Origin of the sequence: Aquimarina sp. EL_43 (assembly GCF_943422735.1) — a bacterium.
In the GTDB taxonomy this organism is placed as follows: Bacteria; Bacteroidota; Bacteroidia; order Flavobacteriales; family Flavobacteriaceae; genus Aquimarina; species Aquimarina megaterium.
The window spans coordinates 4,668,947-4,681,695 of record NZ_CALSBR010000001.1; the positions used below are offsets into that span (position 1 = coordinate 4,668,947).

A 12,749-nucleotide genomic window follows, 5' to 3' on the forward strand; every position below is an offset into this window, starting at 1 on the left:
TGATTTCTTCTTGCTCTTACCTTCTTTTTGTTCCTGATTTTAAAACAATAATTTATGGAATTAGTAATCAAAAATTTATGCAAGACATATTCGAATGGAGTAAAAGCATTAGATAGCCTTTCCCTAGAAATTTCTAACGGAATGTTTGGTTTGTTGGGGCCTAATGGAGCTGGGAAATCATCGCTAATGAGAACGTTAGCCACCTTACAGGAGGCCGATAGTGGTACAATATATTTGAATGATATCAATATTCTCGAAAACCCAATTGAATTGCGAAAAATATTAGGGTATTTACCACAAGAATTTGGAGTATACCCAAAAATTACAGCAAAGCAATTACTAGATCATTTAGCAATATTGAAGGGAATAACCAATAACAAGGAAAGAATAGAATTAGTAAATTTTTTATTGCAAAAAGTAAATCTGTATGAAAAAAGAAACAAAAGTGTAAAAGGTTTTTCTGGTGGGATGAAACAAAGAATTGGTATTGCTCAAGCCTTAATTGGCAATCCTAAACTAATTATTGTTGATGAGCCTACTGCAGGATTAGATCCCGGGGAAAGAAATAGATTTCATAACCTTCTCGCAGATGTAGCAGAAGATGTTATTATTATTCTTTCTACACATATTGTAGAAGATGTGAGAGAACTATGCCAAAATATGGCGATTATGAATCAGGGAAAACTAATCTGTAAGGGTAGACCGCAACATGTAATTGATGAATTAAACGATAAAGTATGGCAGAAGCTAATTGGGCGAAATGAACTTGAAGAGTATAGTAATGAACATATGATTATCTCGAATAAAATGGTTGGGGGTAAACCTTTAATTCATGTTTTAAGTGACATAAAACCGGGAGTAGGATTTACTCTTGTTCCACCAACTCTGGAAGATGTGTTTTTCTCTAAAATTAATACGACCAGAGAAGTAGTCTAAATACTGTATTCATCAACTAAAAACGTAACACTATGTTTAAAACATTCTTTTTGAAAGAGATTTCTATGGGTATAAAAAGACCCATGACATATATATTCTTTTCCATATTTACAATAATTGCGACTATAGGGGTTGTCAATGAAAATATAGTATTTGGAGGAGCAGTAGGAAACGTCTTAAAAAATGCACCACATATTATCACCATTTATGTAGCGAATATGTCAATTTTTGGATTGCTAATCGCTACAGCATATTTTAATAATGCGGCTTTGAGAGATTATCAAAATCATTTTGATGAAATTATTTTTAGCACACCCATTTATAAAGCTGGCTACTTTTTTGGTCGTTTTTTTGGAGCGCTTTTTCTGTCTACAATCCCATTGTTAGGTGTGTTTCTTGGGTTTTTAATTGGATCAAATATGGGACCCGAAGAAGGAATGATGAATGCCAATAGAGTAGGAGACCTGCAATTGAACGTTTTTGTAAATAATTATTTTTTATATGTCTTACCAAATATGTTTGTTTCGGGAGCCATTATTTATGCCATAGCTCTAAAATGGAAAAGTACTATTATATCTTTTATCGCTACAGTTATCATTATTATTGGATATCTGGTTGCGGGAACATTTTTAACCGATATAAACACCGAATACTTAGCTGCAATCACAGATATGTTAGGAGTTAGAGCATATCAAATAGATTCTAAATACTTTACAAGTGTTGAAAAAAACACAAATGTTATTTCTGTTAATGGTTGGTTATTTATCAATAGAATTATATGGGTAATTATAGCACTTGTTATTATCGTTAGTTCATATATATCTTTTTCATTTATTCAGAAGAATAAAAAAGCAGAAAAAGAAAAGAAAGCCAGTAAAAAGGATCAAACTATCAAAATTTATAGTCTTCCAAGAGTGCAAAGTAGTTTTAATTTCATGACTTCAATAAAGCAGTTTATTAGTTTTTTTAAAATAAACTTTTACACCATTTTAAAAAGTAACACTTTTAAAATAATGCTTATTGTCGGGGCTCTAATTTTGATTAATAAATTACTAAATGGTTTTGATTTTTATGGAGTTAAGTCTTATCATGTTACTTATAAAATGTTGGATTTCAATCGACCTATATGTACGATTGTTGGAATGATCATGTTAGTTTTTTTTAGCGGAGAATTAGTTTGGAAAGAACGATCAAGTAATATTAACGGAGTTATAGATGGATCACCGCACAGTTCAATCGTTTTGCTTCTTGCCAAAATTACTTCATTAATAGTAATTAATGTTGTATTTGATGTATTTCTTATTTTGATTTCTATAAGTTATCAATTATTAAGTGGATACACTAGTCCAGATATCCATGTGTATGTATTAGATTTTATCTACTCTGGATTATTAATGTATATAGCCTGGTCTTGTATTTTGGTATTCATACAAATTATTATAAACCATAAATATATAAGCTATTTTATTTCAATAGTATTACTGTTCTTGTTTGAATTTGTTATTGTGGATGCTTTAGGAATAGAGTCATTTATGTTAAATCTTGGTTTTACACCAAACTATCAATATTCTGACATGAACGGTTTTAGTGAAGCTCTGATTTCAAAAAACTGGTTTAGTTTATATTGGATATTGTTTGGTTTATTACTTATTACTATAGGAAGTCTTTTATGGATAAGAGGTTCTGTAAAAAGAATAAAAGATAGAATTAAGTCTGCCAAGAAGCATTTTACAAAGAAATATGCATTGATTCTAATTACAATTGTTCATTTATTTTTCTTAACAACCAGCTTTGTTTATTACAATACACAAATAATAAATCCCTATAAATCTGCCAATGAAATAGAAGTCATGCAGGTTTCTTACGAAAAGAAATATAAAAAATATGAAAATACCCCACAACCTAAGTTTGGTGATGTTACTTATAAAGTTGATATCTATCCCAAGGAACGTAATTTATTGGCCAAAACTCATATTAGTTTATTAAACAAGACAAATGTGACAATAGATTCTTTGCATTACTCTATTTCACGATACTATGCAAAAGAGAAATGGGATATTGTTTTAAAGGTTCCGGATGCAAAATTAGTTCTTGATGATAAAGAATTAGGGTATCAAATATATAAATTAGATACTCCGTTACAACCAGGCTCTAAAATTGATATTGTTATAGATGCTGTATATAAAAGTCAGGGGTTCGAAAACACTGTTTCAAATTTACGTGTAGCAAAAAATGGAACTTTTATCGAGTGTAGCTATATATTACCTACAATTGGATATGATAAAAATAATGAGCTCATGGATCAAAATGACAGAAAGAAATATAATTTCCCTTCCAGAAAACGAATGGCTACTTTAAATGCTAATGATGATATTAACACTAAACAAAATTATTTTACCGAAGGAGAATCTGATTGGGTAAATGTTGAAACGATTATTTCAACATCAAGTAATCAAATTGCTATTGCTCCTGGAACATTAATAAAAGAATGGAGAGCTAATGGGCGTTCATATTTTAAGTATAAAAATGATCACAGCTCTTTAAATTTTGTCAATTTTATGTCTGCAGAGTATAAGGTATCTCGCAAAAAGTGGAATGGTATAGATCTCGAAGTATATTATCATAAAGATCATGATTATAATATTGATATGATGCTGGATGCTATAGAAGAATCATTGAAATATTATACCAAAAACTTTGGACCTTATGTCCATAACCAAGCCAGAATCATTGAGATTCCGAGGTATTATAACTTTGCACAAGCGTTTCCGGGTACGATGCCTTATACCGAGGGCGGTGGATTTACAACAGACCTGTCAAACAAAAATGATAACAATGTTATTGAAGCCATCATAGCACATGAGATGGCGCACCAATATTGGGCACACCAGATAGTAGGAGCAAATATGCAAGGAGCTACTATGTTATCTGAAAGTTTTTCAGAGTATGCCGCATTGATGGTAATGAAAAACAGGATAAAGGATGATAGTAAAATGAAACAATATCTAAATTATGATTTTGAAAAATATCTAAAAGGCAGAAGTGCTGAAACCGAAAAAGAATTGCCTTTGTACAAAGTAGAAAATCAAGGATATATTCATTATGGTAAAGGAAGTGTTGTCTTGTATGCTTTACAAGATTATATAGGAGAAAAGAAAATGAATACTGCTTTAAAAACCTTTTTGGATGAATATAAATATAAAGAATCACCCTATCCAACAACTCATGATTTTTTAAGACATCTAAAACCACAAGTTCCCGATTCATTAAATTACTTGATAACCGACTGGATAAAAGAAATCACCTTATATGATTATCGTTTAAATAATGCTGATTATAAAAGAAAAGGAAACGGAAAATATGAAGTTTCTATGGATATTGAAGCGTATAAAATAAAAGTTGATAGTCTGGGTACAGAAACTAAAGTAAAACAACACGATTGGGTAGATATAGGAGTATATAGAGATACAGATAAAAAGCACTTGATTTACTCAAAAAGGGTTCTTTTTACCGATGAGAAGATGAATTTTTCTTTTGAGGTTGATACCATTCCTGCAAAAGCTGTAATCGATCCAAAACGATTATTAATAGAACGGGTAATCGATGATAATAGTAAAGAATTTTGAGATAGGTCTAATCTTTTATAGATATTCAGCAAAATAGCATAAGAGTAGGGTAAAGCAAAAAAATGATTAATACTTCTAATTTTAGTTTCTTACTCTTATGCCATGGCTGAAGGCAAAATATTATAGGCCTCACAACTGTTGGACAAAATCGTGATGAATATGATACGCCATGTAAAGCCATTTATTCGCCAGCTTTTTTAAAACTGTACAGAATACTCTATTTATACTTCTATCTTTACCAAAAATTATTTTATGTCAAGACAGTTTTCTGATTTAGGAGTTTTAGTTCCATTACAAAAAAGTTTAGTAGATCTAAACTTTTCTACACCAACCGATATTCAGGAAAAATCAATTCCTATTTTATTACAGAAGAAGGATGATTTTGTTGGTTTGGCCAAAACCGGAACAGGAAAAACAGCTGCATTCGGATTGCCGTTGTTGCAAATGATTGATGCAAGTAATCCAAGTATTCAGGCGGTAATATTAGCTCCGACCAGAGAATTAGGGCATCAGATTCATAGCGATTTAACATCTTTTATTAAGTACTTACCTGATATTTCTATTGTTTCTGTGTGTGGAGGAATTCCTATCAAACCTCAAATAGAACGTTTAACTGATACAACCCATATAGTTATTGCAACTCCTGGTCGTTTAATTGATTTACTTAATCGTAATGCTATTGATATTAAAAATGCTAACTATTTGGTTCTAGATGAGGCAGATGAAATGGTAAAATCTTTAAAAGAAGATTTGGATAAAATAGTTACGGCGCTACCAAAAAAGAGAAGAACCATTCTGTTTACTGCTACAATGCCAGGAACCATAAAACAGATGATACAAAATTATATGTCTAAGCACATTATTCAAGTAAGTGCTGATATGGAAACCGTTGGACATCAAGGTATAGATCACAAATATGTTGTTGTTGAGCCTATAGAAAAATTAGAAGTACTAATGCATTTTCTTAGTTCAAAAGAAGGAGAGCGAGGTATTATTTTTTGCAAAACGAAAGCAGCCGTAAATAAGCTGGCAAAGAATCTGGCGATTAATAAATTTTCTTCTGGAGCACTACATGGTAGCTTATCACAACCGATTCGTGATAGAATTATGGGTCAATTTAGAGAAGGACATATAGATATTCTTGTTGCTACAGACTTGGCTGCTAGAGGAATTGATATTAAAGAAATATCATATGTAGTCAATTATCATTTACCAGATGTTTATGATACTTATGTACATCGAAGTGGAAGAACAGCAAGAGCAGGGGCAAAGGGACTATCTTTAACGATATTACAACAAGAAGAAGTAGAAGATATAACAGAATTTGAATCTGTTTTAGGTATAGCTTTTAAAGAATTTAAAAAAGCTAATGAACAAAGTATAGAAGAGAATAATGGACTTTTATGGGCAAAGAAAATATTTAAAACCAAACCCAACCATACAGTATCTACTGAGTTTAAAGACAAAATCAAAACGGTCTTTCATCACCTTACTAAAGAGGAGTTGATAGAAAAAATGTTAGCAAATTACCTTGCACAACATAAAAATTCTATCATTACAAAAACAGAAATACCTAAGAAGAAAAAGAAGTAAAACGTATGGCAAATATTATTAAAAAGCAACAGCATATTCTTGATAAATTAAATATTAAGTGTTTGAACTCAATGCAGGAAGATGCTCTTGTTGCCATTGAAGAAACCGAAAATACAATTATACTTTCTCCTACTGGAACAGGTAAAACTCTGGCATTTTTATTGCCGATTATTGCTAATTTGGATCCAGAATGTAAAGAGATACAAGCTTTAGTTTTGGTACCTTCAAGAGAATTAGCTATTCAAATAGAACAAGTAGTTAGAGAAATGGGATCAGGATATAAAGTAAATGCAGTATATGGTGGTCGCTCTATCTCCAAAGATAAAATAGAACTAAAACATACTCCGGCAATTCTTATTGGCACCCCAGGTAGAATTGCAGATCATTTTAGTAGAGAACGTTTTTCTAAAGAAAGTATAAAAACATTAGTTCTAGATGAATTTGACAAGTCATTAGAAGTAGGTTTTGAATATGAAATGAGAGGTATTATAAATGAGCTGCAAGGAATAAATAAACGAATATTAACCTCTGCTACACAAGAAATAGATATTCCAGATTTTGTGAGATTAGAAAACCCGACTATTATTGATTACTTAGGAGATGGTGTTTCTAATTTAACAATAAAAACAGTAGTATCCCCTTCAAAAAACAAATTAAATACTCTTGTTGCGTTATTAAATCAGTTAGGTAATCAACCCGGAATTATATTTTGTAATCTAAAAGACACTATAAGTGAAGTGAGTAACTTCTTGAATAAGAATAATATCAGTCACGGTTGTTTTTATGGAGGAATGGAACAAAAAGATAGAGAACGTTCTTTAATCAAATTTAGAAACGGAACCCACCAGATCATTATTGCCACCGATTTGGCTGCAAGAGGAATAGATATCCCAGAGATAAAATATATTGTTCATTATCAGCTTCCTCTAAAAGTCGAAGAATTTACACATCGAAACGGCAGAACAGCCAGAGTAAATGCTAAAGGAACTGCTTATGTTTTGAAATGGGAAAAGGAAAGTTTACCAGATTTTATTGAGAACGCAGAAATAGAAACAATTACCAAGGAATCTATACGAAAACCGCAATACTGGCAAACTTTATTTATTTCTGGAGGTAGAAAGGATAAAATCTCTAAAGCAGATATCGCTGGGTTATTCTTTAAACAAGGTAAAATTAATAAAGATCAATTAGGAGTTATAGAGTTAAAACAAGATTGTACGTTTGTTGCTGTTCCTGTTTCTATAGCCGATGAATTAGTTGCAACATTGAATAATAGTAGATTAAAGAAGAAAAAAATAAGAGTAACCAGTATCTAGAAAGAAACACAGTTTCATTGCTTATAAATTCATGGCATCATATTTGAAATGCATACTATAATTATTAAAATTAAATTATATTACAATGAGTAAAGGAACAGTAAAATTCTTCAACGATGCCAAAGGTTTCGGTTTTATTAAAGAAGAAGGTTCAAACAAAGAGCATTTTGTTCACATTTCAGGATTAGTAGATGAAATTCGTGAGGGTGATGAAGTTGAATATGATCTTAAAGAAGGTAAAAAAGGATTGAATGCAGTAAACGTAAAAGTTATCTAAACATATACGCTTAAATTTTGTAATAAAGAGGTCTATCATTATTGATAGGTCTCTTTCTTTATAACACGCTGAAAGAACATTTCTTATAAAGTTTATTATTTTTTAAGATAAAATCCTTTCAAAACTCCCGAAAGACATTAATTTTACAGCCCTAAAAAAACAGAAAGTTATGTCTGAGATGACTACAGAGTCAGAAGAAAGAAAAACCGGAAAAGAATTATACAGTTACCAAAAAGGAGCAATCAATAAGATTTTTAAAAGCTTTGAAGATGCACCCGAAGACTATCACTTGTTATATCAACTACCAACCGGTGGTGGTAAGACAGTGATTTTTTCTGAAATAGTAAGACAATACCTTAAACATCATAACAAAAAAGTATTGGTGATGACACATCGTATAGAGTTGTGTAAACAAACATCTAAAATGCTTACTGGATTTGGGGTAATAAATAAAGTAGTTGATAGTAAGGCAAACCTGGATGATCAAGAGGAGTATAGCTGTTTTGTAGCTATGGTCGAAACTTTAAATAATAGATTAAATGAAGATAAACTTGATATCTCAGACATAGGTTTAGTTATTATTGATGAAGCACATTATAATTCTTTTACCAAATTATTTAAGTTTTTCGAAAAATCTTTTATTTTAGGAGTTACAGCTACACCGTTAAGTTCGAATATGAAATTGCCGATGAAGGATAACTATAACGAACTAATTGTTGGCGAAACAATAGAATCTTTAATTGAAAATGAATTTCTTGCCCGAGCAGAAGTCTTTGCTTATAATATGGGGTTAACCTCTTTAGAAGTTGGATCTAATGGGGATTATACTGTAAAATCATCAGAAGACCTGTACACAAATCAGGATATGCTGGGTAAATTACTAGATGCATATAAAAAACATTCTCTAGGTAAGAAAACGCTAATTTTTAATAATGGAATCAATACTTCATTACATGTTTTTGATACATTTAGAGCAGCAGGGTTTCCTATTGCACACTTAGATAATACTGCTACAAAAAAGCAAAGAAATCAAATCCTAAAATGGTTTAAAGAAACACCTAATGCGATTTTAACATCGGTAAGTATCTTAACTACCGGATTTGACGAACCTACGGTAGATACTATTATCTTGAATAGAGCTACTAAATCTTTGACTTTGTATTATCAAATGATTGGTCGTGGTTCTCGTATCCTAAAAAATAAATCTAAATTTTCTGTAATTGATCTGGGGAATAACCTATATCGTTTTGGACCTTGGGGTGCAGATTTGGATTGGCAAAAAATATTTAATTCTCCAAATTACTATATGGACAAACTCCTTAATGATGAGGAGATTGAAAGTAAATTTAAACATGAGATGCCAGAGGAGTTAAGAGCAGAGTTTGCTAATTCTGAAGAAGTATATTTTGATATCAAAGATACATATATACAATCTGTAAAAAATGGCCAATCATCTAAGGTTGTATTAGAGCAATCGATAGCTCAACATGCCAAGATATGTATCGAAAATAGTGAAGATATTTATGATGCATTAGGATTAGCTAAAATGCTGGGGGAAGATATTAATTATAGAATTCAAGCCTATGCCAAATGTATTAGTAAGAGTACTCATAATTTTTTAACCTGGTTAAAAGATGATTACCGAAAGAAACTGAATACATATTTACGCGATAATTTTGATACTTTATTTGAAGAAATTCATGGTAGACCGCCAGAAGATTAGTATCTAAAATTTCCAAATAATAAAACGGCTTTTTTTATTACCCTGCTCCATTGCAATGGTAGTATGTGTTGCTTTCAGTTTATCTAATTGTTTCTCTAATTTCGGTAAGTGTTCTTTTTTAGAAACGAGACTTGTAAAAAAACCTACTTGCCTGGCAAAAGCAACGCTTTGTTTGATCATTCGTTTTAAAAATAAGGCTTCACCACCATTACACCAGAGTTCATTGGCCTGCCCTCCAAAATTAAGCTCATTATGTTCTGTAATACCTAAATTCTTTAACTTTCTAAGTGTTCCCCTAGAAGCTTCTTTTTGCGAAACATGAAATGGAGGATTGCACATCGTAAAATCAAAGAATTCCTCGTTTTTTATAATTCCTTCAAATATATTCGCATTGTTAGTCTGGTGCCTTATTTCAATAGTATCAGTCAGCTGTTGATTTATTTTAATATTATTTTTTGCAGATATCACCGCGTTTTCATCAATATCTGCTCCTACCATATGCCAATTATATACTTGTGCGCCCAAAATAGGGTAAATGCAATTAGCACCCATGCCAATATCTAAACCCTTTATTTGGGTAGTACCTCCTTCTTTTGCCAGCATATCAGCTAAATGATGTATGTAATCCACTCTCCCCGGAATAGGAGGGCAGAGATAACCTTCTGGTATACTCCAATCCTTTAATCCGTAATGATGTTTTAAAAGAGCTTTATTTAGTTCTAAAACTGCTTTTTGGTTAGAGAAATCTATGGTGCTGTTTCCAAATGTATTGATAAATACAAAATTTTCTAATGCATTGTGTGTGGTAGTGAGTGTCTCAAAATCATATGGCTTGTTATGAATATTATTAGGATGCACGCTTACTTAATTTATTGTTTTTTCTCGTTTAATTTCATCAATACCCTGTTTAAACTTCTTAAAGTAATCCCCATATAATTAGCGATATCTTTTTTAGAAATTACTTCGGTAAGCTCTGGAAAAGCTTCTTTAAGCTTTAAAATATTATCTTCTATGGTATAGGATTGCTGGTAAGAGTGTCTTGGAGCTTTATACCCAATTTTAATCGCCATTGCTTTCATAACTAACCGGTTAAATCTTTTATCATGCTCTAATAAGTAATTAAAATGGGTATAAGAGATTTTATAAACTTCCAACCTCGTGATGGCTTCAATACTACAAAAACTTAGTTTACCACTAAAAACTTCTAATTCTCCAAACTTCATTCCTTTACCAAGGAATTCCTGAATAAAATCTTTTCCATTCTCATCAGATAAATAACATTTTGCAATACCTTCCTTAATAATAAAAACCGAAGCGTATCTTTTATCTTGTTCTATTATTTTTTGTTTTGGCAGAAATCTTTCTTCAAAAAAATAATTAATATCCAAACGACAAAGAATATCTATATAATCCAATAATTCCTGGTCTGTTCTTATCATTTTTTGTTCTCGGACATTTGTCCTTTTTATTTAACATTACAAATTATTTCTTTGAACCCAGTAAAATTATACAATAAAAAAGGGATAAAATAATGCAAATGGAAAGATTATTAAAACAAATAGAATTTATTAAAGAAATCGATAAAATAAAATATATACAACGCCAAACCAAATTATTTAACAGTGATAGACGCGAAAATGATGCAGAACACAGCTGGCATTTGGCAATGATGGTACTTATTTTAGGAGAGCATTCTAACGCACCTATCGATATTCTCAAAGTTTTAAAAATGGTATTGATTCATGATATTGTTGAAATTGATACAGGTGATATTTTTATCTATGATACGGTAAAAAATCATACAAATACCGAAGAAGAACTAAAATCTGCCAAACGAATATTCGGAATACTTCCAGAGGAACAATCAAAGGAACTTATTGAAATTTGGTTAGAGTTTGAAGAAGGAAAAACTAATGAGGCAAAATTTGCTAAAACATTAGATAGATTCGAGCCTACTCTTCAAAATGACTCTAATAATGGTGGTACATGGCGTGATTTTGATGTTGAATACGAGAAAGTATATGAAAAGACAAAGACCATAAATAAAGGTTCTAATAGCTTGTGGGAATATTCTGAATTATTAGTTAATAAATATTATAAAGTCGTATTGGATGATTAATCAGAAACATTCTATTTATACGATTAATTTTGCTTTGATTTGCTTAAGTTCCTTATTCTTTTCAGCGAGCTATAATATGTTAATCCCAGAATTACCTGCATATTTAAGTAATCTTGGTGGGGCAGAGTATAAAGGGTTAATCATTTCTTTATTTACACTTACAGCAGGGTTATCAAGGCCTTTTAGTGGTAAAATTACAGATACAATCGGGCGCAAACCAGTAATGACTATTGGTGTAATTGTATGCTTAATATGTGGTTTTTTATACCCTGTATTAACTACTATTTCTGGTTTTCTTTTTTTAAGACTATTACATGGCTTCTCTACGGGCTTCAGTCCGACAGCAATTTCTGCGTACATAGCAGATATTGTTCCCAAAGAACGTTGGGGAGAAGCTTTCGGGATACAAGGTTTATGCTTTGGAACAGGCTTGGCTTTGGGGCCAGCTCTGGGGAGCTTTATTAAAATGTACTATTCTTTTGATGTACTATTCTATAGCTCTTCGCTAGTTGCTTTCATAGCCTTCGCGTTAATAGTTAATGCAAAAGAAACGCTAAAAAACAAACAGCACTTTAATAAATCTATTCTCAGGATTTCGAAAAATGACATCATTGCTATAGAAGTTCTGCCGTCGGCGATTGTAACGTTTTTATGTTATATCGCTTTTGGAGTTATTTTAACCTTAATTCCTGATTGGAGTGATCATTTAGGAATCATGAATAAAGGAACATTCTTTATTGTTTTTACTATTTCTTCTTTGTGTATTCGATTCGTTACAAGAAAAATATCAGACAATTATGGAAGAAAAATTATCATTATTATAAGTCTTATCGTTTTGTTTTTGGCATTAATTCTCATAGGCCTTCTAGATACGACTAATGGATTACTTATTGCAGCAGTTTTCTACGGATTAGCAATGGGAGTACTGTCTCCTACATTAAACGCCTGGACCGTAGATATGAGCGACCCTAATCATAGAGGGAAAGCAATGGCTACAATGTACATTGCGCTAGAAGCCGGTATTGGTTTGGGAGCTTTCTTTTCTGGATGGTATTATCAAGATGTAATTTCTAAAATTCCACTCATTATGTATGCGTGCGCATTTATGGTTTTTATAGCATTTATTTATATGATATATAAACTTAAAGAGAAGTCATAA

General features: G+C 31.4%; 10 protein-coding genes. 8 read left to right on the forward strand and 2 right to left on the reverse strand.

Going from position 1 to position 12,749, the window contains the following annotated elements; translation table 11 throughout:
- The first annotated feature begins 54 nt into the window (after window positions 1-54).
- The 6 genes from NNL09_RS20080 to NNL09_RS20105 all read left to right on the forward strand — a co-directional run bounded on the left by NNL09_RS20080 (window position 55) and on the right by NNL09_RS20105 (window position 9,471).
- Window positions 55-936: an ABC transporter ATP-binding protein gene (locus NNL09_RS20080; RefSeq protein ID WP_025663865.1), complete on the forward strand. Its 882-nt coding sequence runs from the start codon at window positions 55-57 to the stop codon at window positions 934-936.
- A 32-nt stretch (window positions 937-968) separates the two neighbouring features.
- Window positions 969-4,562 (forward strand): M1 family aminopeptidase, encoded by a 3,594-nt coding sequence (locus NNL09_RS20085; protein ID WP_196910152.1) that lies wholly within the window; start codon window positions 969-971, stop codon window positions 4,560-4,562.
- A 252-nt stretch (window positions 4,563-4,814) separates the two neighbouring features.
- Window positions 4,815-6,155, forward strand: a complete 1,341-nt coding sequence (locus NNL09_RS20090) for a DEAD/DEAH box helicase (RefSeq protein WP_196910151.1) — start codon at window positions 4,815-4,817, stop codon at window positions 6,153-6,155.
- A gap of 5 nt (window positions 6,156-6,160) precedes the next feature.
- The gene (locus NNL09_RS20095) at window positions 6,161-7,471 is read left to right on the forward strand and encodes a DEAD/DEAH box helicase (RefSeq protein WP_196910150.1); all 1,311 of its coding nucleotides are present in this window, start codon (window positions 6,161-6,163) and stop codon (window positions 7,469-7,471) included.
- Window positions 7,472-7,556: 85 nt separating this feature from the next.
- Window positions 7,557-7,748 (forward strand): cold-shock protein, encoded by a 192-nt coding sequence (locus tag NNL09_RS20100; protein WP_025663869.1) that lies wholly within the window; start codon window positions 7,557-7,559, stop codon window positions 7,746-7,748.
- A gap of 169 nt (window positions 7,749-7,917) precedes the next feature.
- Window positions 7,918-9,471, forward strand: a complete 1,554-nt coding sequence (locus NNL09_RS20105; protein WP_025663870.1) for a DEAD/DEAH box helicase — start codon at window positions 7,918-7,920, stop codon at window positions 9,469-9,471.
- A gap of 3 nt (window positions 9,472-9,474) precedes the next feature.
- On the opposite strand, the gene rlmF is transcribed toward NNL09_RS20105, so the two are convergent.
- Together rlmF and NNL09_RS20115 are read right to left on the reverse strand one after the other, a co-directional pair.
- The gene (gene rlmF, locus NNL09_RS20110) at window positions 9,475-10,329 is read right to left on the reverse strand and encodes a 23S rRNA (adenine(1618)-N(6))-methyltransferase RlmF (protein WP_196910149.1); all 855 of its coding nucleotides are present in this window, start codon (window positions 10,327-10,329) and stop codon (window positions 9,475-9,477) included.
- An 11-nt stretch (window positions 10,330-10,340) separates the two neighbouring features.
- Window positions 10,341-10,910, reverse strand: coding sequence for a Crp/Fnr family transcriptional regulator (locus NNL09_RS20115; RefSeq protein WP_196910326.1), 570 nt, complete (start codon window positions 10,908-10,910; stop codon window positions 10,341-10,343).
- Window positions 10,911-11,002: 92 nt separating this feature from the next.
- Here NNL09_RS20115 and NNL09_RS20120 point away from each other — a divergent pair, with 92 nt between their 5' ends.
- On the forward strand, window positions 11,003-11,590 hold the full coding sequence (locus NNL09_RS20120; RefSeq protein WP_196910148.1) for an HD family hydrolase: 588 nt from the start codon (window positions 11,003-11,005) through the stop codon (window positions 11,588-11,590).
- The gene (locus NNL09_RS20125) at window positions 11,583-12,749 is read left to right on the forward strand and encodes an MFS transporter (RefSeq protein ID WP_196910147.1); all 1,167 of its coding nucleotides are present in this window, start codon (window positions 11,583-11,585) and stop codon (window positions 12,747-12,749) included. Before NNL09_RS20120 ends, NNL09_RS20125 begins: the two co-directional genes overlap by 8 nt.

Excerpts from the sequence above, each read along its gene's own strand:
- NNL09_RS20090 (WP_196910151.1), top strand. The coding sequence starts at position 4,815 with ATGTCAAGACAGTTTTCTGATTTAGGAGTTTTAGTTCCATTACAAAAA.
- NNL09_RS20105 (WP_025663870.1), top strand. The coding sequence starts at position 7,918 with ATGTCTGAGATGACTACAGAGTCAGAAGAAAGAAAAACCGGAAAAGAA.
- NNL09_RS20125 (WP_196910147.1), top strand. The coding sequence starts at position 11,583 with ATGATTAATCAGAAACATTCTATTTATACGATTAATTTTGCTTTGATT.
- NNL09_RS20100 (WP_025663869.1), top strand. The coding sequence starts at position 7,557 with ATGAGTAAAGGAACAGTAAAATTCTTCAACGATGCCAAAGGTTTCGGT.
- NNL09_RS20120 (WP_196910148.1), top strand. The coding sequence starts at position 11,003 with ATGCAAATGGAAAGATTATTAAAACAAATAGAATTTATTAAAGAAATC.
- NNL09_RS20080 (WP_025663865.1), top strand. The coding sequence starts at position 55 with ATGGAATTAGTAATCAAAAATTTATGCAAGACATATTCGAATGGAGTA.
- NNL09_RS20095 (WP_196910150.1), top strand. The coding sequence starts at position 6,161 with ATGGCAAATATTATTAAAAAGCAACAGCATATTCTTGATAAATTAAAT.
- NNL09_RS20085 (WP_196910152.1), top strand. The coding sequence starts at position 969 with ATGTTTAAAACATTCTTTTTGAAAGAGATTTCTATGGGTATAAAAAGA.
- NNL09_RS20115 (WP_196910326.1), bottom strand. The coding sequence starts at position 10,910 with ATGATAAGAACAGACCAGGAATTATTGGATTATATAGATATTCTTTGT.